At 40.2% G+C, this 21849-nt stretch carries 22 protein-coding genes; 7 read left to right on the forward strand and 15 right to left on the reverse strand.

The genetic code is table 11. The features are described from left to right. Positions 1-116 precede the first annotated feature (116 nt). The 11 genes from QPX86_RS17515 to QPX86_RS17565 all read right to left on the reverse strand — a co-directional run bounded on the left by QPX86_RS17515 (position 117) and on the right by QPX86_RS17565 (position 12547). Positions 117-3323, reverse strand: coding sequence for an efflux RND transporter permease subunit (locus tag QPX86_RS17515; protein ID WP_285163355.1), 3207 nt, complete (start codon positions 3321-3323; stop codon positions 117-119). A 9-nt stretch (positions 3324-3332) separates the two neighbouring features. After that, positions 3333-4640, reverse strand: a complete 1308-nt coding sequence (locus tag QPX86_RS17520) for an efflux RND transporter periplasmic adaptor subunit (RefSeq protein ID WP_285163356.1) — start codon at positions 4638-4640, stop codon at positions 3333-3335. Between the two features lie 3 nt (positions 4641-4643). Beyond that, positions 4644-6044: a TolC family protein gene (locus QPX86_RS17525; protein ID WP_285163357.1), complete on the reverse strand. Its 1401-nt coding sequence runs from the start codon at positions 6042-6044 to the stop codon at positions 4644-4646. Between the two features lie 302 nt (positions 6045-6346). Beyond that, on the reverse strand, positions 6347-6778 hold the full coding sequence (locus QPX86_RS17530) for a hypothetical protein (RefSeq protein WP_285163358.1): 432 nt from the start codon (positions 6776-6778) through the stop codon (positions 6347-6349). Between the two features lie 154 nt (positions 6779-6932). Then, entirely contained in the window at positions 6933-7499 is a 567-nt protein-coding gene (locus QPX86_RS17535; protein ID WP_285163359.1) for a hypothetical protein, read from the reverse strand. 14 nt (positions 7500-7513) lie between these two features. Next, positions 7514-8908, reverse strand: a complete 1395-nt coding sequence (locus tag QPX86_RS17540; RefSeq protein ID WP_285163360.1) for a transglycosylase SLT domain-containing protein — start codon at positions 8906-8908, stop codon at positions 7514-7516. A gap of 64 nt (positions 8909-8972) precedes the next feature. After that, positions 8973-9782: an ETEC_3214 domain-containing protein gene (locus QPX86_RS17545; protein ID WP_285163361.1), complete on the reverse strand. Its 810-nt coding sequence runs from the start codon at positions 9780-9782 to the stop codon at positions 8973-8975. After that, positions 9779-10606: a hypothetical protein gene (locus QPX86_RS17550; protein ID WP_285163362.1), complete on the reverse strand. Its 828-nt coding sequence runs from the start codon at positions 10604-10606 to the stop codon at positions 9779-9781. The genes QPX86_RS17545 and QPX86_RS17550 overlap by 4 nt, the downstream gene beginning before the upstream one ends. Positions 10607-10681: 75 nt before the next feature. Next, on the reverse strand, positions 10682-11782 hold the full coding sequence (locus QPX86_RS17555; RefSeq protein ID WP_285163363.1) for a CsgG/HfaB family protein: 1101 nt from the start codon (positions 11780-11782) through the stop codon (positions 10682-10684). Between the two features lie 167 nt (positions 11783-11949). Beyond that, on the reverse strand, positions 11950-12147 hold the full coding sequence (locus tag QPX86_RS17560) for a DUF3012 domain-containing protein (RefSeq protein ID WP_285163364.1): 198 nt from the start codon (positions 12145-12147) through the stop codon (positions 11950-11952). Positions 12148-12193: 46 nt separating this feature from the next. After that, a complete protein-coding gene (locus QPX86_RS17565; protein WP_220752980.1) occupies positions 12194-12547 on the reverse strand; it encodes a SpoIIAA family protein in 354 nt (117 codons plus the stop codon). Between the two features lie 157 nt (positions 12548-12704). Here QPX86_RS17565 and arfB point away from each other — a divergent pair, with 157 nt between their 5' ends. From arfB to QPX86_RS17585, 4 genes are all read left to right on the forward strand, one after another. Continuing rightward, positions 12705-13121 carry an alternative ribosome rescue aminoacyl-tRNA hydrolase ArfB gene (gene arfB, locus QPX86_RS17570; RefSeq protein ID WP_102528462.1) on the forward strand — a complete coding sequence of 139 codons (417 nt, stop codon included), beginning with the start codon at positions 12705-12707 and terminating at the stop codon, positions 13119-13121. Between the two features lie 216 nt (positions 13122-13337). Then, complete coding sequence (aroQ, locus tag QPX86_RS17575) at positions 13338-13784, forward strand: type II 3-dehydroquinate dehydratase (RefSeq protein WP_285163365.1); 447 nt, start codon at positions 13338-13340, stop codon at positions 13782-13784. Between the two features lie 35 nt (positions 13785-13819). Then, positions 13820-14209: a DUF3859 domain-containing protein gene (locus tag QPX86_RS17580; protein WP_285163366.1), complete on the forward strand. Its 390-nt coding sequence runs from the start codon at positions 13820-13822 to the stop codon at positions 14207-14209. A 206-nt stretch (positions 14210-14415) separates the two neighbouring features. Next, a complete protein-coding gene (locus QPX86_RS17585; protein ID WP_285163367.1) occupies positions 14416-15423 on the forward strand; it encodes a class I SAM-dependent rRNA methyltransferase in 1008 nt (335 codons plus the stop codon). A gap of 111 nt (positions 15424-15534) precedes the next feature. Here the strand turns inward: QPX86_RS17585 and QPX86_RS17590 are convergent, their stop codons facing one another. Both QPX86_RS17590 and QPX86_RS17595 read right to left on the reverse strand, forming a co-directional pair. Next, positions 15535-15702 carry a hypothetical protein gene (locus QPX86_RS17590; RefSeq protein ID WP_285163368.1) on the reverse strand — a complete coding sequence of 56 codons (168 nt, stop codon included), beginning with the start codon at positions 15700-15702 and terminating at the stop codon, positions 15535-15537. Positions 15703-15783: 81 nt separating this feature from the next. Then, positions 15784-16992, reverse strand: a complete 1209-nt coding sequence (locus QPX86_RS17595; protein WP_285163369.1) for a tetratricopeptide repeat protein — start codon at positions 16990-16992, stop codon at positions 15784-15786. A gap of 529 nt (positions 16993-17521) precedes the next feature. Here QPX86_RS17595 and QPX86_RS17600 point away from each other — a divergent pair. Both QPX86_RS17600 and gltS read left to right on the forward strand, forming a co-directional pair. Beyond that, a complete protein-coding gene (locus tag QPX86_RS17600; protein ID WP_102528454.1) occupies positions 17522-17731 on the forward strand; it encodes a TOBE domain-containing protein in 210 nt (69 codons plus the stop codon). A gap of 494 nt (positions 17732-18225) precedes the next feature. Continuing rightward, complete coding sequence (gene gltS / locus QPX86_RS17605; protein WP_285163370.1) at positions 18226-19449, forward strand: sodium/glutamate symporter; 1224 nt, start codon at positions 18226-18228, stop codon at positions 19447-19449. Between the two features lie 126 nt (positions 19450-19575). Here the strand turns inward: gltS and QPX86_RS17610 are convergent, their stop codons facing one another. Continuing rightward, complete coding sequence (locus QPX86_RS17610) at positions 19576-19851, reverse strand: YecH family protein (protein WP_220752987.1); 276 nt, start codon at positions 19849-19851, stop codon at positions 19576-19578. Positions 19852-20009: 158 nt separating this feature from the next. On the opposite strand from QPX86_RS17610, the gene QPX86_RS17615 reads away from it, so the two are divergent. After that, positions 20010-20336 carry a DUF2956 domain-containing protein gene (locus QPX86_RS17615; RefSeq protein ID WP_220752988.1) on the forward strand — a complete coding sequence of 109 codons (327 nt, stop codon included), beginning with the start codon at positions 20010-20012 and terminating at the stop codon, positions 20334-20336. A 131-nt stretch (positions 20337-20467) separates the two neighbouring features. Here the strand turns inward: QPX86_RS17615 and QPX86_RS17620 are convergent, their stop codons facing one another. After that, the gene (locus QPX86_RS17620) at positions 20468-21805 is read right to left on the reverse strand and encodes a hybrid-cluster NAD(P)-dependent oxidoreductase (RefSeq protein WP_285163371.1); all 1338 of its coding nucleotides are present in this window, start codon (positions 21803-21805) and stop codon (positions 20468-20470) included. Positions 21806-21849 lie beyond the last annotated feature (44 nt).

The following is a 21849-nucleotide window of genomic DNA, read 5'->3' on the forward strand; positions in this document are numbered from 1 at the left end:
ATGTCAAGGTATCGGAAGGTCGTAGAAATCAGAGTGTGACGGCACTAGAAGATATGAACAGTAACCCAACTAAAAAGTTGGGTTACTTTTTGAAGTCTAGAATCAAGAAACTACTTTTAGCGTTTTGCCTTAAACAACCACATATACATAGTTGGCAATACCAACAGCGTTAATGCAGTAGAGCTAAATAAACCGCCAATAATCACTATCGCTAACGGTTGTTGGATTTCACTGCCCACACCCGATGACAGTAATATTGGAATTAGGCCTAATGCCGAGGTTAATGCCGTCATCAACACGGGGCGTAAACGGCCAACAGTGCCTTCAAACACGCTGGTCTGCAGTGATTCTGATTTATTGTGTTCACACCGCTGATTAATGGCATCCACCAACACAACACCATTAAGTACTGCCACGCCAAATAAGGTGATAAATCCAATTGAACTAGGCACCGACAAGTATGTCCCTGTAACGTAAAGCGCAACAACTCCACCGATTAAAGCTAGTGGCACATTAGCCATAATTAAGCCAACTTGCTTAATGCTGCCAAATGAGAAATACAGTAATAGCGCGATTAACACGATAGATACCGGCACCACTAGCATCAGCTTCTGCTGCGCTCGTTGTTGGTTTTCATATTGCCCCCCCACGACCACGGTATAGCCTGCTGGCAGCTGCGCCTTTGGCACAATGGCATAAATATCATTTACAACCGACCCCATATCACGGCCAGACACATTAGCTTGTACCACGACTCGGCGCTGCACATCATCTCGTCGAATATTAGGTGGAGCCATTTCAATGCCGACTTTAGCGACTTCACCTAAACGAACCTGGGCGCCATTTGCACCGCGTAGTATCAAGTCTCGCAGCACATCAGGTGAGTTACGATACTGCGCCGCTAATCGCACATTAATATCATAACGAGCATTGCCATCAATCACTTGCCCAGCACTTGCACCACCAATCCCTTGGCTTACCAAGCTCATCACTTGATCAACGCTTAAACCATATCGCGCCAGTTGATCGCGCATTGGCCGAATGACTAGTTGCGCTTCACCACTGACTTGCTCAAGTGAAACGTCAACTGCCCCTTCAATACCACTAACCAGTTGCGTCAGTTGCTCGCCTTTTGCAGACAATACCGCGAGATCTGGGCCAAATATTTTAATTGCTAGCTGCGCTTTAACTCCTGACAGTAGTTCATCAACGCGGGTGGCTATCGGTTGTGAAAAGGTGAACAACAAGCCAGGAAAAACACTCAGTTCATCTTCCATTAAGTGCTGCAGTTCAAAACGATTTTCAGCACTTTGCCATTCATCAACAGGCTTCAAACCAATGTAGATTTCAATGTTACTGACAGGCTCAGGGTCGCCGCCAAGTTCAGGTGCGCCAATGCGACTTAATGCATATTCCACCTCGGGAAAGTCCATTAATATCGCTTCAATTTTGGGCGCTATATCTAAGGAGGTTTGCAGGCTTGCAGTCGGTGCTAGAGTCACTCGCAGATTTATGGTGCCTTCTTCTAACTCGGGGACAAATTCGGTACCTAAACGCGGTAGCAGTAGCATGCTGGCGGTAAACATCACAAGCGCGGTACCCATTACCACGACAGGCCTGTTAATGGTGGTTAATAGTAGTCGTTTATACGCTCTCTCAATCGGCGCTAATATAGGACTTTGCTTGAGCGTTACCCCACGGCGAAATAAATAAACTGCAGCAGCGGGAACAACGAGTATCGCCACAACTAATGCAGAAAGCATTGCCAGAATAATACTCACCGCCATTGGCTGGAATAATTTGCCCTCAACACCTTCTAGCGCAAATAATGGTGCAAATACCACAATAATGATTGCTGTGGCAAAGAAGATAGGACTGCAAACTTCTTTAGCAGCTGTGACTACTTGTACCGTTATTGATTGAGTTTTTTTTGATTGAGTCTGTATTGATTGAGAGGATATTGATAACGATGCTTGACCGCCTTTTTCCGTGACTTTATTTTGGTTTCGAGTCAGGTGTTTAAAGATGTTTTCAACCATCACCACCGAGCCATCTACCAACATACCTATTGCTACTGCAAGTCCTCCTAATGACATTAAATTAGCTGACATGCCAAAGTACGCCATAACCATTAGCGCTATGCTGATTGATATCGGGATCGACAGCAAAACTAAACTGGTGGCACGTAAGTTAACCAAAAAAAGCGCCAGAATAATCACAATAAACACAAAGGCCATCAGCAGTGCGTCAACAACTGTCGTTACCGCTTGTTTAACTAAGTCTGCTTGATCATAAAAAACCTCAAACGACACGCCTTTAGGTAATGCTTGTTCGATAAGCTCAACCCGAGTATTGATATCATCAATAGTAGCCTTAGTGTTTGCGCCCATGCGTTTTAGCACTACGCCAGCAACCACTTCGCCCATGGCATTAACTTCATTTGTGCCATTAACAGGGTTTAGCTCTTTACGGGTAAAGGTTACTGCGCCCACACGAATTTCACGGCCATATTCAACCTTCGCAATATCAGCGACTCGCACAGGTGTCCCGCCTACTTCGGTCAACGGAATTTGTGCTATTGCCGCTAATCCTGCATCCCCAGATGGCAGTAAACCGTAACCTCGCACCACTAATTGCTCTTGGCCTTGGTCCATAAACCAGCCACCAGCATTGCGATTATTACTCTCTAATGCCTCTGTAACTTGCGCCATACTCAAGCCGTAACTGAGTAGCTTATTGGGATCGACATTCACTTGGTATTGACGCACATCACCGCCAAATGACAATACTTCTGTGACACCACCTACTGGCATCAATATCAATTTGACGAGATAGTCATTTAGGCTACGAAGCTCAGCGGCGTCAACGCCTGATTCTGGTGTCGCTCGTAAAATATATTGATATATTTGTCCCAAACCTGAAGTGTTCGGGCCAATTTCAGGCACGCCAACGCCATCAGGGATCATTTCCCTCGCGGCTTGCAGTTGCTCAAACACTTGCTGGCGAGCGAAATAAATATCGGTGCCTTCTGCAAAAACCACAGTCACTATAGATAAACCAGTACGTGATAATGACCTCACTTCAGTCACTTCTGGTAAAGCATACATGGCTGACTCGACAGGATAACTGATGAGTTTTTCCACTTCTTCGGCTGCTAGGCCCTCTGCGGCAGTATTTACGGTCACCTGCACATTGGTCACATCAGGAAAAGCATCGAGATTTAATTTTGGTAATATGAAAACACTGGCAATCGTTATCGAAACCAGAGCAAGCAACACCAACAGCCGATGACGTACGGCTGATTCAATGAGTTTATTTAGCATCACAGGCTCCTAGTGGTTATGAATATCAAAACCAGCTTTTGCTAGTTCAGATGCCAATAAAAAAGCGCCGCTAATGACAATGTTACTGCTAGCAGCCAAGCCTTTAACCATGTTCATACCACGTTGACGCTCTGTCACTTCAACTTCTATTGCTTCAAAACCGTCTTCATCTTCAATGAATACTTGCCAGTGACCATCAGCACTTCGCGTTAAAGCCGCATCAGGCAATACCACACCTCCATCGATACCACTTGGTAAGTACAACTCAGCAAATTGCCCAGCATGTAAGCCAACGCCTTTATTATTAATACTCACTAAAACCTGTTCAGTGCGCGTGATGCTATCGAGTTCATGTGAACGACCAATAATGGTTCCTTGCACAGAAATCTCACCCACTTTCACTAACGCTGTATCGCCATTGGTTATCCCTTCAGCCTGCGCCGCCGAGAGTTGGGCTTCAACCCATAGGTGTGACTCATCGGTCAATTGCATCAGCGTGCTACCGCCAGTTGAAACTTGACCTAACATAGCCACATCTTGCTGAACTCTGCCATTAATAGGAGCCAGTAGCTGGAACTGACCAATGCTGGCAGGCTGACTAGCAAGTGCAGTAATCTGCGCTGTTGTCATATTGAGCGCTTCAAGATTTGCCCGAGCCAACTGAGTTTGAACTTCTGCAGTTAAACGACGACTCGCACTCACTGTACTGGCATTCATACTTTTCACTCTATTTAGCTCTGCAGCAGCGGTAATGTAATCAGCTTGAGCTTGAGCGACAGCAACGCCACCTAAAGTTAATAGTGCTTGTCCTTGAGTGACTTTTTGTCCTGGTACCACATGACGCTTTAGTACTCTGACATCTAATTGCGGCGCTAATGTCATGGTGCGATCTCGATCCACCACAATGGTTGCCGTTGCGACAGCATTTAAGTTAAAACGACTATTAGATAAATTAACCACCTGTATTCCCGCAAGTTGTTGCTGCCGTGGTGAAAGCACTAATGCATCTACATGCAAATCATCTGAATGTGCTTCAGAACTTTCCAAATCAGCCAGTACTTGACTAGGTATAGTTTGACTAGGTGTAGGTTGATTAGGTGCAGGTTGATTAGATACTGAACTCATTTCGCCATGGTCATGTCCAGGACCTGCCCATGCTTTATTAGCCATTAACCCCATTGAAACTATTAGCGCGATTGAAAGAGCTGAGGCATTTAACACATTAGTCATTTTGAAATTTGCCGATTGGTTTCTTGTTAATTGACTTTCATTTAACTTATTGTTTTTTAGCTGTTCATGTTTCGAGTGAATATTCATTTGTTAACCTTTAATTTGGCTGTTGTCAGGATTAAATTGCGCTGGTTGTTGTTGGCCAGAGAGTTGCTCTAACAACACTTTTTCTAACTGACCACTGTCCCCCATCCAACTCAGCCACTGTTGATATAAGCTAGCTTCTAGGGTTAAACCGGCAATAACACTGCTGCTCATTTGGCGCTGACTTTGAAGGTATTCACTGGTACCAATATCACCGCTCTGCCACTGCACAGATAATGACGCTGCAGCCTCTTGACCTGACAATTCTACTAACGCTATCCAGTCTTGATAGCGCTCTAATAACCTTGGCAGTCCTCGATTAAACTGTCGCCATTGCTGATGTAGCACTCTTTCTGATGCCAAATATTTTTGCTCTGCAATTACAATACTTTCATTGGCACTGTTTAAGGCATCGCTATAATCATTTCTAATAGATAACGGGATTGAAATACCAACGCCAAACTTGTTGTCACTTCCCTCACGCTCGGCGCTTAAGCTAATACTGGGGTCTTGAGCTAACTCAGCTTTTAATTGACCCACACTGAGCTTTGATAGCATGACTTGCTGATAAAAACTTTTAAGGGCAGGAAGACGAGAATCAACCTCTTGGCTTAAGTTAATATCGATCAAACTCATTAACTCAATATGAGGTAGGGATTCACTGCCATATAGGCTATAAGCTGAAGTCTCAGCGTTAATCAGCGCTTGCTCTGCAATAGCAAGCTCTGCGGCGTTATTGGCAACATCAAGGCGCATCAACTGCAACTCAACAAGCGCAATATCACCCGCTTCAACACGTTGCTCGGCTAAGGCGAGTTGCGCCCTTGCTAAGTCAAATTGCTGTTGATTAAACGCCAGTAGCTTTTGCTGTTGCTGTAACGTCACTAATGCCAATAATTGCTGTGACAATAACTGGCTGCGACTCGTTGAAATTTGGGTTAACACAATTTCAGATTCAAGCTGAGCGACTCGAATTGCTGCGCCACGTTTATCGCTCCAATCAATGGTTTGGCTTACAGCAACGGTATAAGTGTCATCATCTGGAGCATATTGATAATCAAGCCCAAGTTCAGGGTTATACACTGCGTTATCAGCAGCTGATAAATTGAGTAAAGCTTGACGTTTAAGTGCAATTTGAGACTGCACCTCAGGCAGTTTTTCAAATGATTGCATTAATTCTGGCAACCATTGCGCTATTGCTGAAGTACTCGGCACTTTCTCTGCCGAATGACCTATAGCTAACTCGCTAGAGGTTGGTTGTGTTTTATAATAAGCCCCTTTTTCATTGGGCGTGTTTGATACATAAAACGTATCTGCTGCGTAAACAGCAGGTATTGAAATAGCACTCGCGGCCATCGCACAAAGGTGCACTGCAAGCGCTGAGGAAATAATAGATTTCTTCATCATTTATTCTCGATTCGACCTAAGTCAAAACCATAAAATTAATTGATGATTAACCGTGCAGGAATTGTTATCCCTTCATCGAGATGTTTCGCTTTAAGCCAGATAACGAATGCTAGAAAACTAATGCCTGATAGCTAATGCTAGATAGCTGTGACAAGTTAACTATTACAAAGTATGTGCGCTCAATAACAAATCATCAGACAAAGAGAAACAGCAGCCAATAATGAGCAGTAAACAAAGCAGTGGTGCTTTGAACTGAATCAGCCAAACAAATCTTTAAGTATGCAAAATTAATCAGTTAAGGGTTAACTGATTAATGAAATTGGCGGGCGGTAACTTAAACGAGCCTCTGGTGGAATGTACGCTTGGATAAAGGTTTGAGGAGCCTCTGATATAACCGCGGTTGGCATTAACTGAGCAATCACATCAATCGTTGCGGAATAACCGCCATGGCACTGACAGTCTAAACACAATTCATAGTTTTCAATGTCGCTTAATGTCACATGGCTATGCAACTCAGATTGGCTCGAGGTGGCATTAAACAGATGGGTAAGATCATCAGCCTTATTACAGATATCAGCAGGCGCTGAAATCACCAAATGAGCATGGTTCACTTGCTCATTTTCACCATCACCAAGATGCAACTGATGCTCACCTAAGTTAGTGCTGATAAATTGCAGCAACATAACGGCGAGCATAACTTTAGCAAATTGTTGAATAACGGCTAATGAATACAAAAAAGACCTTAGTGATAACAAAGACTAAAAAGGATAGTCAACAAACTAACTTTAAATCAGTTATGTGAGTGCGAGTGTAGCTGAAAGTTCAACACTTGCCACCCCTAAATCATTCAATAGTCACTTTGATCACAATTCTAAGTGGTAGTCCTTATTACTGGTTTTTAAGCTGTGCTTCTAATTCTTTTGTCACTACTGTTGTTCTAAACTCTTTATAGAGCATAGCTTCTGAGTTTGGATCCATTGAAACTCCAGCTGATGCGAGTAATTTATCAAAAATGGGTTTAGTATTTTCCATTTCAACTAGCGCGCAAAGTTGCTTTTGGTTATCTATACGTGCAAAGGCAATCTCTTTAGGAATTGCGCCAATTAAGCTTTGCTCGGCAACTTGCTTACTGACCTGAGTAAAAGTAGATTTATTTTGAACTGACGTCCCCTGCTGAGACTGTGTGTTCATAGACTTATCCATCACTTGGGCTCTGGTCTCTATTTGCAACGCTAAATCAGCTTTCGCATTAGCAATAGCCTGGGCCCTTGCCACAGCCATATTGCCCCCCCAAGCAACACAGCTTGAAGATGCCAAACCTTTCTCGCTTGTTGGAAGGTAAACCCAACTTGGTACCGCGTCATTTTCAGCCAATGCTGTTGATTGCGACGCTGGAGTGTTGTTACAACCAACTATAACCAAAAAAGTTGCTGACATAAGTAGTGTTTTTTTCATGAACATATCCATATTTAAAGGTTCCATTGTTTAATTTGAGTTTGATAGCGTCTTTCAAGATCTTTCACCTTAACCAAATACTTTTGAGTTTCTGAGTAAGGTAGATCGTTAACTAATTTTTGGTAAACTTGTTCAGGTGTGAGTGAGTTAATTATGGCGTAAGCCTGATTCACAGAGCGGTTATTACCGCCATTAAACGTTTTAGCCACGTTACCTGCACCAGTGTTATAAGCAGCAATAACGCAATACTGTCGACTTAATGGGTCTTGAATGCCATTTAGGTATCTATCATTAAGTATCGACAAATAACCCGCGCCATAACTGATGTTAAAGCTAGGATTAAACAACTCTTGGGAACTCGGTGCTTGATCTTTTCGATGAATCTTTCTTGCGACATCAACACCCGCTGAAGAGGGTACAATCTGCATCAGACCATAAGCTGGAATATGTGACTTAGCTTTCGGATCAAATGACGACTCAGCATAAGAAATAGCAAGTAATAGTGACAATGGTTGCGAGTACTGTGTCGCCTGTAACTGATAAAATCTCAAATAATTCTTTGAAATTTTATAAAGATAGTCTTCAGGTAACTGTAATTTACTCACTTGTACTTTTTTATATTTAGGGTTCTTTTTTGCTTGAGTCACACGCTGTTTTTCAGCAGCATTGATACGTTGCTTAGTATGCTTTTGGACTTGTGCTACTTTTTGTTCGTTATTAGCAATGTTATTCATTTCCTGCTTGTTCGGAACAACTTGTTCTATCCGTTTTGAATCTTTTACATCCTTTTCATCTTGAGCCAGTAATAAATCTTTTTGCATATCTAATTGAGACAAGATTTGTTGTTCTTGCGCCTTGATCTGCTGATTAATAATCACTTCTGTTTCAGGTATAGATAGTTCAGGCTGAGATACTGGTGCCTTCGCTTGTTGTGTTAATTGAGACTTAAGCTCTTGCTCACCAACTAAAATCACCAACTCACGGGTATTGCTATCTTGCTTAAGCTTTTTAACTAACTGAGCACCATCAATGGCATTATCAGTGAGATGCTCAATAGTGACTCCCCCGGAAACAGCGTCCACTTTGATACGGGTTTGCTTATCTTGGGTATAGATAATATCTTCTTGAATAGAATGCTGCTCTGGCACTCGCCAAAACTTCATTATCTCCCCTCGATAAACATCATATTCTGCCAAATACTGCTCCCGATAATCTGTATAATCGGCTTGTTTTCTATTGTTAAACTCTGTCATTTCTGACTGTTGCTGCTTTTTAAATTTAGCAAAATCATTTTCGGCAAAAGCGACCTCGTTGTTAAAAGTTATTACAATTAACAAGGACTGCAACATACACTTAATGGCACGACTTCGAGAAAGTGTCAGTTTTAGCAACTCATTTTGAATATTCATACGCTTACTTTCGCTCCTTGAAGTGACCTTGTATGTCGTGGATATTTCACAACGAACAAGGTTTTCATCCTTTAAAATAGGCATTAAACTCATAACGAGTTAATAAACTGTCAGCAATAATCTGAGTTTTAACTTCATATATGGCATAAAAATTAGCACGCTGAGAAGTCAGTTCTGCCGCCAAAGGCTTCGCTTGTTCTAACTTATCCATCATCAACGCTTCATCCAGCTTATCTAGTTTGAGCTTTAACCCTGATTGATGGCCATCATATTCGGTAACTCCTGATGCTTGATTCAATTGCATTCCAGCCGAACCAAGATTTCGCGAGGTCATAAAATAAATAAGATTGTTACTATCAAAGTAATAGTCGTTACTTACCTTACTAATTGAGGCAATCGAATCTTTTACGATGAAATACTCACTAAAGGGAACTTGCGGCGCAAACCTATCTAACACTTTGCTATCGCTAGCTAACGAATGAACGACAACTCCCGAGATTCTATTTTGTTCATTAATCAATGTGAGCAAAAACTTATCTGTTTTATAATATCGGTACTCTAGTCCTACATTGATCGAAGAAGCTTTAACGACAATCGGAATACCAATAGACGCTTCAACATGAGGCAAGTAATTCCCTACTCGTAATGACGCTAACTTTTCCTTTTCAATTCTATCGGTAAAGTGTGTAATAAAACCTTGGTAGCCTTCAGTTAGCAGCTCTTTGGAGTCAGACCAATTCCCGAGTCCCATTAATAAAAAGGCAAAATACATCAGCATTCGAGAGGCATTTGCCATTAAACCTGTTTTAACCTCTTCTTCTTCAATCGAAGAGCCTGTCACTAACTTAGCGACCGCTTTTTTTACTGAACTCATGGCGTTACCGGCTTACTTTTAAGTTCGGTTAGGTCAACAAAAAAGTTATCTAAACTATCGCTGATTGCCATTTTTGTTAACTCACCTTGACTTCTATGGCTAAAACTCAGGGCTTTACCTGTATATGTTTTATGCCATATTGGTTTGTATTCTGTATAAATTTTCACAACAAGACTGTTCTTAACCATATCGCTCTGGCTACTAATAATTTTGTTCGAAAGGTGATAGTTTACTTGGCAATTCTTATTAGGTTCAAATACAAAGCCCTGCTGCAATAGCCGCTCTATCATCCACTCTTTAACTTGACGTTTATTCTCACCTTGACTGAACACACAGGCATTTTTTGCGTTCAGTTGTTGCTGTTTCTGCTGCATTTTTTCAGTTATTGCACTGTCAATGTTGGCTTGTGTCACTTTAATTCCAGCATATACAACACAATTTTTGGTATCAGCCCAACGCTCAAAAATGATCGCACTTTTTAAAACTTGCTCACTATCCAAAGATGTTTTGGCACTATACCTTGCGTAACTAGCGCCATCGACAGCACCTATTTTGCTAGATTCCGCCGCTTTTACCCTTGTATTGAGCAATTTTGAAAGCGATATCCTTGCATCGTTATCTGATCTTCTCTCATCTAGACTTTTAAGCCCTGTGCAAATGGAGGACCCTGCAGATATAAATTGAATATCATCAGCTTGCTGCTTCGAAACCCATTCAGGTTGCTCACTTGCTGGATAATAGTTATCACAGCTGCAAGCTGAAGCTTTATAACTAAAAAACAACGTTGCTAGACAAATAACAGTGAAAAAACTGTTCTTTTGCATGAAAAATCCCGAAATTGAAAAATGATAAAGAGCAAAAAATACAGCTCTTCTTTTAAGAGCTGTATTTCATTTACTTTAAAGTCTAGATTGGCTTAAAGAGCTGATAACTTGCATGTCTTTTAAGCGGCCAGCAATACGACTATCACCATCCATGATCAATTTTAATTTATCTATATCGTCAGTCATTGTCGTGGCCTTGGTATAAAATGCTTCAGCCATTTCTATATCAGCTACAAATTCAGCACATACAGCATTGTTATATGTAATCGCGAGTGAGTCAGCGAAGGCACTTTGAGCTTTAGTGAACATTTGGCAAGCATTTTTATACATCTTCTCGTGAGCAAAATCGATTCCCATATCAAACAACTTTTCAGCATCATTACTCATTTTCGAATTATCACTCTCCATCAGTTTTACATCGGTAGTGATAGTGAATGGGGCTAAATCTGCTTTTAATTCGGAAGCGACTTTAGCAATAGCACGACCTTTTAATTGCTCATCTGTTGGCAAAGCTTTATTGGAATCATCACAAACACTAGCCTCAGTCATTTCGCTATAATTCCTAGAGAAAAGAATGCGACCAGACTCTACCGAAACAGCTTTAGGCTCTAAAACGACCATTGCGGTTTTCTTAGTACAGCTTACATTATAAGTTTTAGAGCGCTTACATTTGTACCAGTCATCTCCTTTTTCAACACATTTACTTCGCTCTTCTTTATATCGATTAGAATCCACTTTTGAAGAGTAATTAGCGCTAAGAAGAGTGTCAGCTCCTGTTAATTTTCCTAATCTGATTCGTGTAGCAGAGTCAGTTAACATGCCATCATTTAAAGTCTGCTCTTTTATGATGTTATCAATAGCTGAACGCTCTACAAGCGTAAAATAAGGAGAGTTGTGTAACTTAATACCGGTAAGGTTTGTTTCTAAAATAGACCCACCGCTCAAATTGCGTTTATCATGAATAACTGCAATACGATGTATATTTTGCGCGCTAGATTCTCTTGCAGGTTTTAGCTGGGAAACGGGAATAGTTGGTGTTTGAAAAAGCTTATTTAAGCCGCTAATGCCTTTATTAATAGCACTACAACCAGGCAATAAAACTAAGCAAGAAACAATGGTAGACGCAGCAATGAGTCCTTTCTTCATAAAATGAATTCCTAAATAAATTGTAATCACCTCACTTGAGATTGAGGTTTCTATTAGAATAAGAACTCTACACTAATTCTTAAAAAGTTATAGAGTAAAAAAACCAATAGATACAATTTGTAACCCACTGTAAAGAAAGGACTTTCACCATTAACAGGTAATCAAACTACGTATCTAAATGTTACCTTGATAACAAACTAAAATACACAATGTTTAGCGTAATCTGCAGCTTCGTTAGAGCTCCAATCACCACTTGGTTTTTCTTTCATTTGCTTACACCAAGCTTCACTACCGACTTCAGGGGCACAAGCCGTTAACCCTAAAACAAGAACACCCGCTGATATTAACGCTGCAACTTTTATTGAAACTTTAGATACTGACGTTTTAATAGACATAATGTAATAACTTCCTTGAATTAATAACCTAAATAAACAATTAAATTTAATCTAACAACCAAGCGATCGCTTGCTGTTTTTGCTCTAACGGATACCAAGCCACTTCGCCTTGCATAAATGGCCCTAATAAATTTACTGAATTACCGACCCAGTCAGGGCCACCGACAAATACTAATGCATCAAAGTGTGGAAGTTGGACTTTATCGCCACCCGATAATGAGCTGACATCCCAGCCTTCAAGCAGCACATCGGCTTCGATATATAAACGAACTTTGCCGCTTTGTTCGCGATACTGAGTGATGAGTGGTTGCAGATGAGTTTGATAATCTTGGGTAGATAAACGACCACTGACAAACAAGCTAATAACACCTTCGGCAATATCTGGGATTTGGCACAACATAAAGCAACTCCAACGGTAATGCGGCTGACTGACAAAAAATTTTCTGATTGCAGCCTATATTCTTGCTGATAGTAACAAATCTTATCAGCAGTACTATAGAAAAGTTTGTTAAACTCAACACACTAAAGCGTAAAAAATAGTTAAGTTAACTCTACAAATGATAAATATTACCAACCGTGTCAGCATTGAAGATAATGAAATTGAATGGCAATTCATCCGTTCAAGTGGTGCGGGCGGCCAGCATATTAATAAAGTTTCCACCGCGGCGCAGATCATTTTTGATATTAGGCAATCTTCCTTGCCAGAGTTTTACCAACAAAAACTGCTGGCTAAAGCCGATCATCGCATTACTAAAAGTGGCAAAATCATTATCAAATGTCAGCAAAGTCGCAGCCAAGACTTTAACCGCCAGCTAGCCTTAGAGCAGTTTATTGAGTTGGTAAAAGGTGTTGGAATCGTGCAAAAGGCGCGAATACCGACCAAAGCGACCAAAGGCAGCCAGCGCCGCCGAGTCGATTCGAAAAAGAAACGTGGCGCTACTAAAGCTTTGCGCAGCGGAAAATCAGATTATTAATCTGCGATGATAAATGCGAGTACTTGATTGAAAGCCAGTCTGATTTAACAATCATCAGCACACGAGTTTTTTAATTTGAATCATGAAAATAATTCCCCGCTTGGCAATCATTAACGTGATAAATTACACTGACATAATCGACTTTAATTTAATCTAATTAGATTTAGATTAAAGCTTCGTATAAGCAATGACCCAACTATTTAGCAAGGAACCTCAATGACGACTCAAGCCAAAATATTGTTAGTAAATGGCCCTAATTTAAATTTATTAGGTCGTCGTGAACCAGGTTTATACGGCAGTGATAATTTAGAAACCATTGTCGCCAATGCTAAAGTTCAAGCTGATACTGCTAATATTGCCTTTGACCATATTCAATCTAACGCTGAGTTTGAGCTTATCGATGCTATTCACGCAACTGATGCACAGTTTATTGTGATTAACCCTGCAGCATTTACTCACACTAGTGTGGCACTGCGTGATGCTTTGCTTGGCGTCAATATCCCTTTTATTGAAGTGCATATTTCAAATGTGCATGCGCGCGAGCCTTTTAGACATCACTCTTACCTTTCAGATAAAGCGGTCGGTGTAATTTGCGGTTTAGGCATTCAAGGCTATGAGTTTGCCATGCAGGCTGCGATTAAGCAGTTAACTGAAGCTAAATAGCCGCTCTACATAAAATACATTTAAAGTAATCAGTTATGAGTAAATTGAAAGCCGATGTCAGCATTATCCAGTCAGGTATTTTCAGCCAATGGGATTCTGATAGCGATGAACTGCCGCGTTTTTTAAAAGCCACTGTACATGTACCAGCTGAAATAGATATGGAGTTTGGCTTTGTAACCCGCATTAAAAAAGCCAAGAACCAGGTGCTCCGGTACTGTATTTATCACCCTGATATACCTGATGCTGATGGTAATATTCGCGAGCCCTTCGATGGTGAAGTGTATATTAAAGAGAACGACTGGAAGTTTTATTTAGGCGACTGTATTTGGCCACCTGTAAGCAACAAAGTGGGTAACTGGCGTATGACACTTGAGCTTAATGGTAAAATTATTGCGGATAAAACCTATAAGGTTTACTTGCCTTAACAGGGGATTCCCCTCAAAAACTGCTAAATTTATTGTTCAATTTCCATCATTATCTAAAGCAATCATTTCAAGCTCGCTGATTAAGTAATTACTCATCAGTAGTACAAATAGCACTAACTCAAGCTTTTTATCACGCTTTTACCCACAGCAGCCATTAAGCTTGATATAATTAGCGATTGATTCTTTTCTTCTTTGAGCACTTATCTATGTCTTTGCAGTCTTCACTCACCCAAGCTATCACTCAACGGGCGGAGTTTCTGGCTAATGCTGAACTCAATAACACCGATTGTTTCCGTATTTTCCACGGCACGGTTGAAGGCGAAAATGGGTTAAACATTGATAGATATGGCAATGCTTGGCTTATTCAGACATTTCATCAAACGTTAACTGAAGATCAGCTTGAAGAAGTCACCTCTGTATTAACTAAGCTCAATGACTTACCGGTTATTTATAACGATCGCGCTAAACGTAACTCTCGCATCGAAAATAACCTTCACAGCGAACATCACGAGTTTGCTTGCTCAGAACAAGTCATCCAAGAAAATGGCATTAAATTTACTTCTAAATTGCGTCATGAAGGCCAAGATCCATTACTGTTTCTAGACATGCGCATCGGTCGTGAATTCGTTATAGCTCATAGCCAAGATAAAACTGTATTGAATCTGTTTTCGTACACTTGTGGCATTGGTACAGCAGCAGCCATGGGCGGTGCAAGTCGAGTCGTTAATGTTGATTTTTCATCATTTGCACTGGCAGCAGGTAAAAAGAATGCCGAGCTAAATGATGTTGCTGAAGTATGCGAGTTTATTCAAAGTGATGCCTTTCCTGCACTCAGACAGTTAGCAGGGCTTAAAGTGGGTGGTCGCCGCGGTCAAAAACTACCTAAGTATCCAAAACTTGCAGCAACACAATTTGATTTAGTCTTCTTAGATCCTCCACGTTTTGCTAAAAGCCCTTTTGGCACTGTTGACTTAATCAATGATTACCAAGGCTTATTTAAACCAGCCATGTTAGCAACTAAGGATGGCGGTACTATTGTTTGCTGTAACAACGTGGCCAAAGTTGAACGTGAAGCTTGGTTAAATAGCTTAGTGCGCTGTGTCGAAAAACAAGGGCGTAAAGTATCGTCATTAGAGTGGATTCATTGCCATGAAGATTTCCCTTCTTTCGATAATAACCATCCACTTAAAATGGTGGCGTTAACCTTAGCCTAGACCTTGGCTCAAACCTTAGCCTAAACCTTGGCTCAAACCTTAGCTTCAAAAGAATAAAGCCACGCTATGTGGCTTTTTTATTGAGTCTTTACTATTGAAAGTCGCTTTTTATCAGTTAGATTTATCCCATATATTTTTGCCTGTTTTCAGGTTATATATAAGGTTAATCCCTGAAAGGGTCATTATTAACCCACAAAAAGCCCAAAGATAATCACCTTCTTTAAGGCCTAGCACTAAACTTAAAACACCAATAATAAAAACAAATAATTGACTGAACATGGCAAACATCCTTATTTAACAAGTCTAAGATAAGTTTAAAAATACTTACCTGCCTTCAATACAACCCCATGAAAACCATTATCAACCTTGCTTTAACCAATTAAGTTTAGCCAGATACTTTTGTTGATTATCATCCATTGAGGTCAAATCTAGAGCTTGTTTTAGGGTATTTTTAGCGCTTAAAACCTTGCCTTGTGCACTTTGCGCTTTAGCCAACTCATAATAAGCTTGGTGATAATAAGGCGTATTTTTAATAAACTTTTTAAAGTAAATCTCTGCGGTTGAGTACTCTTGAAGCCTTAACGCCTCAATGCCCATCGAATACCAGCCGTAAGGACTTTCATTTTCAAGCTCTAATAACTGCTGGTTAATCGCTGTAGCCTCACTAACTCTGTCATCTTTTATGAGAGAATAACTATAATTACTCAGCAATGTCAGCGAGTTACTCTCGAAGTGTAATCCGTATAAATAGAAATCTTCCGCCGTTTGAAAATCACCCACTCGTCGATGAACAATCGCCATCATATTAATTAATGGGGTGTACTTTGGCGCCAGTGAAAGGCCTTTCTCAAGCAAGGCATATGACAATAACAAATCTTCATTTAACAATGCGTCAGCAGCTAAATTACGGTAAAACATCGCTAAAAACTCATTATCAGAAACCACACCACCGGTTCTGTCATTTCTATCAGGGAAGTAATCAATCACGATAAAGTCACTGTTATTCACATAAACACCGCCCGCATCGGTTTCATATAAAAAAGTACGCACATGATCTGACGACACCACTAAATCATTAGAGATATGAGTCAATAACGGCGCTGAATGAACCACTTGAAACACAGCTCTTACATCTAAATACTTGGCAACACCATAGGTCAACATTGCCAGTGCCATACAGTTTCCTGACTTATTTTGCCACGCTTGTGAGGTGTTATAGTTTAAGCCTTCATAATTGAAATTAACCATTTTGTATTGGATAAACTCAACAACTTGGTTTCGTTTCGGTAAGTTTTTAATACTATCTCTGGCAATAAACGCATTGAGCTCATCTTTTTGCTCCGGCAGCAAACTTGATAAACTTGCAATAGAAGGAATATCTACAAACTCTTTAGAGTTGATAAAGTACGAACCCGTTTCCGGCAGTGGGATTTCAGATGCGGTATTTTTTTGAGTTGAGCTACAGCCACTAACAACAAGGCACAAACCAGCTAGTAAACTTAAAATATTCGGGGTGATTTTATTTTCTAAAAACTGACTCAATCCAGTATTTTGCAACATCCTTGGCATAACATTCCCTAAATATAGAAGATCGACTCTGTCCATTAGTTTGCTTAACAAGCAAGCACAACCGTTAAGTTAGCATGTAATTTATTTAGAAATCTACTGAGAATGATTATCCATTAAGGAAGCAGATTTAATAGATTGATTCTAAAATATAAATCATCATAATAATTATTCTGATAGCTTTACCATTGTCTCCTCATACACGTAAATAGTCATTTAAAGCACTATATATCCCAGCTTGTTTTAACTCATTTTAGATACAATCAATGAGGTATTTTTAATAATCAAAGTAGTAATAAATTATATTTAAATGATTAATTTAATTTATATTTACTACTTATGAATGACTTTAAATGTGCAAGATAAACTATGCTTTTGTGACTCAAATTGAGATACAGCACTCAAATCTTTAAAATGATCACTAAACAAGTAGCAATTAAGCTTCAATATCATTGCAAATGATTGTTTATAATATAGATTAGCAACATACATCAATATTATGTATAAGTTTATTAACTGGAGATTACAAATTATGAAAATCAGTGCACGCAACTCACTTGTTGGCAAAATTCTTTCTATTGAAGAAGGTTCAGTGAACAACGAAGTGGTAATCGAGCTTGCTCAAGGTGTAGAAATCACTTCAGTTGTGACAAAAAAATCTTGTGAGCAACTAGGATTAGTTGTTGGTGGCAATGCTTACGCAATTATCAAAGCAAGCAATGTGATGGTAGCAGTAGACTAATTTTACGGTCTTTGTCAGTAGCAGGTTTACACAACATGCTACAGGTAAATATGAAGTGGAACTCGGGTCATTATCCGGTTCCATTTTTTTATGCCATGAATAGTCTGTATAAAGTTCATAAGTCGAAACCACTAGTACCTTAATAACTATCTATTTTTATAAAGATAAAAACTAATAATCTCAATATACAAGACTACTAAGCAAATCCATTTCTTACGCAGAATCTACGCCCATCAGCCCCGTAACAAGCAACAAGCAAGTGCTCTACATTTGTATCCATGAGTTTAACATCCTCACCAATGACATTAATGCCATGTTAATTTGCGCCTTTTCCAGCTTGTTAATCCTCCAATTAACTCCGTTATCATTATATTTAGCCTCCTCTTAATCTATAATCAGCATAACTAATCAATTAAGTCATAAATAAAGGCATACCATATGGTGATGCGCTGTAGCAGTGCGTAACATTTTTATTGCTACCCCATAGGAGTTTCATGAATACAGTCTATTCTATTGGAGAACTCGAATCGTTTCTCATCGCGATTTTAGTTTTATTTATCGGCCATTCGGTCAATCGTCACTTAGCCGCTTTCAGAAAATATAATATCCCTGAACCCATTGTCGGTGGGCTTATTGTCGCTGGCTTTATCACCGTCTTGCACTTCAACAACATCAGCATAGAATTCTCTTTATCTATGCAAAATACCTTAATGTTGATGTTTTTCAGTACGGTCGGTTTAGCTGCAAGCTATAAATTACTTTTAAAAGGTGGCAGTAAAGTCTTCCTTTTTCTCGGTATTGCCTCGCTTTATATCATTATCCAGAATGCTGTAGGGGTCAGTTTAGCCACAGCACTAGGACTAGAACCTATTATGGGCTTGATAGCAGGGTCTATTACGCTATCTGGTGGACACGGTACTGGCGCAGCTTGGGCACAAACATTCCAAGAAAATTATGGCATTAACACCCTTGAATTTGCTATGGCAGCCGCGACCTTCGGTTTAGTCATGGGCGGCATTATTGGTGGACCTGTAGCTCAGAGGTTGATTAATAAAAACAACTTAGTTTCTTCTTACGGCATTGGTGGCAATCACCACAAAGACCACCCAGATCTTGTCACTTACGATCAGTTAGAAGAAGATCGCGTCACCGCTAAGAAGATTTTAGAAGTCTTATTTGTACTACTACTGTGTGTTGCTGGCGCTAAATGGTTCGGTAAGTTCGTCTCGGTGATGGACATTGGCTGGCTAAAAATGCCTGAATTTGTTTATGCATTATTCATCGGTGTAGTTATTACCAATACAACAGAGATGACCCGTGGGTTTAAGATTAATAGCGAGTGTGTAGATATTCTCGGTACTGTTTCATTAGCTTTATTCTTATCAATGGCATTAATGAACTTAAAGCTCTGGGAAATTTTTGACCTTGCAATACCGCTATTAATCATCTTATTGACTCAAGGTATTGTGCTGGCATTTTTTGCTTACTTTGTCACTTTCAGGTTAATGGGCAGTAATTATGATGCAGCAGTCATGGCTGGCGGTCATTGCGGCTTCGGTATGGGTGCAACCCCGACTGCGGTTATGAATATGGGTGCATTAGTATCAAGAACAGGCCCTTCACCACAAGCCTTTATGGTGGTACCAATTGTTGGCGCATTCTTCATTGATATCGTTAACGCTATTATCTTGCAGGGCTATTTAAGCGTGATTGGTTAAAACGCTATAAAGTGACTTCCAAATAATGAATACAAAAATGCCAGTCATCGACTGGCATTTTTATTATTTAGCGGTACAACTCTAGTAAGAGTCGCTACTGCAAGATTAACTGGCTTTATTCAGCCATTAATCGTGTGAGTGGCCTTCTTCACCGTGCTCTTTACCAGCACAGTGGCCACACTGATTAATTTGAAAGCCAGCTTCTGTTTCAGTTAAACGGCCATTGCTGATAAACAAATCAACCAATTGTGCACCCGTCATATCGCTTGCACGACAAGTATGAAATTGTGCATTCTCGCCAAATTCCTGCGCCATAAGAGCAAGCCATTGCTGATGTGGTTGTGGCGTATTCTGTGCCTTCATCAACTTAATAACATTACGACCATGAATAGAGTCAGACATTTAACGATTCCTTATATTGAAAAATCCATTTTACGATAAAGCGGCGTGCCCACTCGTGCGATAGCTCATGGTTTAACAAAAATTAATCTACAATTTATCTTCATCGTTAAGATTCGGTATAGTGTAGTTAGAATTAAACACCGTGACAGAAGGCAGTAATGGCGAAAAATATTTCCCAAGAAACCCAAAATGAAGCAATGAAAGTCGCTAAAGCCACTCAAAAACCTTCGCAAACCAAAGAGCAAACTAAGCTGATTGCCCAAGGTATTGAGAAAGGCATTGCGGAATACAAAAAACAACAAAAAGCGAAAGCGCGCGGTCGTGATAAACAGCGTAAACAAGATTTGAAAGCTAAGTCACGACAAGAAAACAATGAAATAGAGTTCAATGCTGAAGCACCGACCTCATCACCTAAGTTCCCCTGGATATTACTGGTCGCAAGCTGGCTAGGATTTTTAAGCTACGCTTTATTAAACGGCTCATAATCACAGTTTTTCATTTGAATTAACCAATAAAAAAGTCAGCTGTTGCTGACTTTTTTGCTTATCTGCTTATCTGCTTATCTGCTTATCTGCTTATCTGCTTATCTGCTTATCAGCAAGGTACGTATTAAGCACTACATTTTTAACGTCACGTCTGAAGTGATTTTAGTTGAGCATGCTAATACATAACCCGCGGCAATTTCATCTTCGGTCAATGTCATCGTACTCGTGGACTCAGTTGTTCCTGAAGTCACTTGGCACTTACATGCACCGCATACACCGCTTCTACACGCTGCAATAATGGGTAACCCTTCAGACTCAATACCATCTAATAAGGTATTCTCAGCCGATAATGGGATGTTTTTATCAGCGATGTTAAGCATAAACTGAGCGCTTTCTCTACCACTCATATCGCTACTTGCATCACTCATAACAGCGCTAGGTTTCGCAGCGCCGCCAAAGCTTTCTTGATGAAAGTTTTCCATGTCAAAACCGCTTGTTTCAAGCAAAGATTTAACTGCAACCATGTAAGGCTCTGGTCCACATACAAAAATGGTTCTTTGCTTAAAGTCAGGGATTAACAATCCAAGCTTTTCAATATCGAAACGACCCAACATTCTGCTATCGCAGCCAGTATGGTTAACACTTTCTGCAAGCTCTGGTGCCGATTCTAATAGGTAATTTAAATTAAACTTAGCGCTTCTATGCGCCATTGAACTTAATCCATCAGCAAAAATAATATCATCATTACTGCGCGCACTGTGTACAAAGCCAATATCACTACCGACTCTGGCATCTAGCAACCAGCGAGACATAGAATACATAGGGGTGATACCGCTGCCTGCACTTAAGAATAAATACTTATCTGCAGTAATATCCACAAGGTTAAATGCGCCATCAGGGCCCATCACAGTGACTACATCGCCTTCATTCACTTTGTCTGCTACAAAGTTAGATACTTTGCCGCCTACAATCCGTTTAACCGTCACCACGATTGAGAAAGGTCTAGAAGGTGAAGATGACATGGTGTAACTGCGATAGACTAATTCACCATCAATGTCTAACTTAAAAGTAATAAATTGGCCCGGCTTGTAATTAAATTTAACAGGCGTTAATCCTTGAAATCGAAAACTGATCACATCATGGGTTTCATGCCATTTCTCAACACAGCGAAGTTTGATATCACCACGCTGCCAATCGTCAGCACTTAATAACGCTTGGTCTTTCCCATTCGATATAGCACTCGACTCAGTATTAGCACTGACTTTAGCTTCAGCATGACTTTCAGCCTTGGCAGCCACATTTGCTAGCGCACCCGACATGGAAAAGCCTGAAGTTGGCTTAGTTAACGTTTTTGGCTTATCAATGGCTTTCTCTATTGTCTCTGCCTTTTCATTTTTAGAAGCAGATTGAGCAGAAGCTGATTGCACTGAGGAGAGCGCTGCTGAAAATGAAAATCCTGATGAGCTCATAGGGCACCTTTCACTGGGTCAATGATAAATAACTAGAGATGTAA

Origin of the sequence: Shewanella goraebulensis, assembly GCF_030252245.1 — a bacterium.
GTDB lineage: Bacteria > Pseudomonadota > Gammaproteobacteria > Enterobacterales > Shewanellaceae > Shewanella > Shewanella goraebulensis.

Coding starts and splice junctions, on each gene's coding strand:
- QPX86_RS17515 (WP_285163355.1), bottom strand. CDS start 3,323: ATGCTAAATAAACTCATTGAATCAGCCGTACGTCATCGGCTGTTGGTG.
- QPX86_RS17520 (WP_285163356.1), bottom strand. CDS start 4,640: ATGAATATTCACTCGAAACATGAACAGCTAAAAAACAATAAGTTAAAT.
- QPX86_RS17525 (WP_285163357.1), bottom strand. CDS start 6,044: ATGATGAAGAAATCTATTATTTCCTCAGCGCTTGCAGTGCACCTTTGT.
- QPX86_RS17535 (WP_285163359.1), bottom strand. CDS start 7,499: ATGAAAAAAACACTACTTATGTCAGCAACTTTTTTGGTTATAGTTGGT.
- QPX86_RS17540 (WP_285163360.1), bottom strand. CDS start 8,908: ATGAATATTCAAAATGAGTTGCTAAAACTGACACTTTCTCGAAGTCGT.
- QPX86_RS17545 (WP_285163361.1), bottom strand. CDS start 9,782: ATGAGTTCAGTAAAAAAAGCGGTCGCTAAGTTAGTGACAGGCTCTTCG.
- QPX86_RS17550 (WP_285163362.1), bottom strand. CDS start 10,606: ATGCAAAAGAACAGTTTTTTCACTGTTATTTGTCTAGCAACGTTGTTT.
- QPX86_RS17560 (WP_285163364.1), bottom strand. CDS start 12,147: ATGTCTATTAAAACGTCAGTATCTAAAGTTTCAATAAAAGTTGCAGCG.
- QPX86_RS17565 (WP_220752980.1), bottom strand. CDS start 12,547: ATGTTGTGCCAAATCCCAGATATTGCCGAAGGTGTTATTAGCTTGTTT.
- arfB (WP_102528462.1), top strand. CDS start 12,705: ATGATAAATATTACCAACCGTGTCAGCATTGAAGATAATGAAATTGAA.
- aroQ (WP_285163365.1), top strand. CDS start 13,338: ATGACGACTCAAGCCAAAATATTGTTAGTAAATGGCCCTAATTTAAAT.
- QPX86_RS17580 (WP_285163366.1), top strand. CDS start 13,820: ATGAGTAAATTGAAAGCCGATGTCAGCATTATCCAGTCAGGTATTTTC.
- QPX86_RS17585 (WP_285163367.1), top strand. CDS start 14,416: ATGTCTTTGCAGTCTTCACTCACCCAAGCTATCACTCAACGGGCGGAG.
- QPX86_RS17590 (WP_285163368.1), bottom strand. CDS start 15,702: ATGTTCAGTCAATTATTTGTTTTTATTATTGGTGTTTTAAGTTTAGTG.
- QPX86_RS17595 (WP_285163369.1), bottom strand. CDS start 16,992: ATGCCAAGGATGTTGCAAAATACTGGATTGAGTCAGTTTTTAGAAAAT.
- QPX86_RS17600 (WP_102528454.1), top strand. CDS start 17,522: ATGAAAATCAGTGCACGCAACTCACTTGTTGGCAAAATTCTTTCTATT.
- gltS (WP_285163370.1), top strand. CDS start 18,226: ATGAATACAGTCTATTCTATTGGAGAACTCGAATCGTTTCTCATCGCG.
- QPX86_RS17610 (WP_220752987.1), bottom strand. CDS start 19,851: ATGTCTGACTCTATTCATGGTCGTAATGTTATTAAGTTGATGAAGGCA.
- QPX86_RS17615 (WP_220752988.1), top strand. CDS start 20,010: ATGGCGAAAAATATTTCCCAAGAAACCCAAAATGAAGCAATGAAAGTC.
- QPX86_RS17620 (WP_285163371.1), bottom strand. CDS start 21,805: ATGAGCTCATCAGGATTTTCATTTTCAGCAGCGCTCTCCTCAGTGCAA.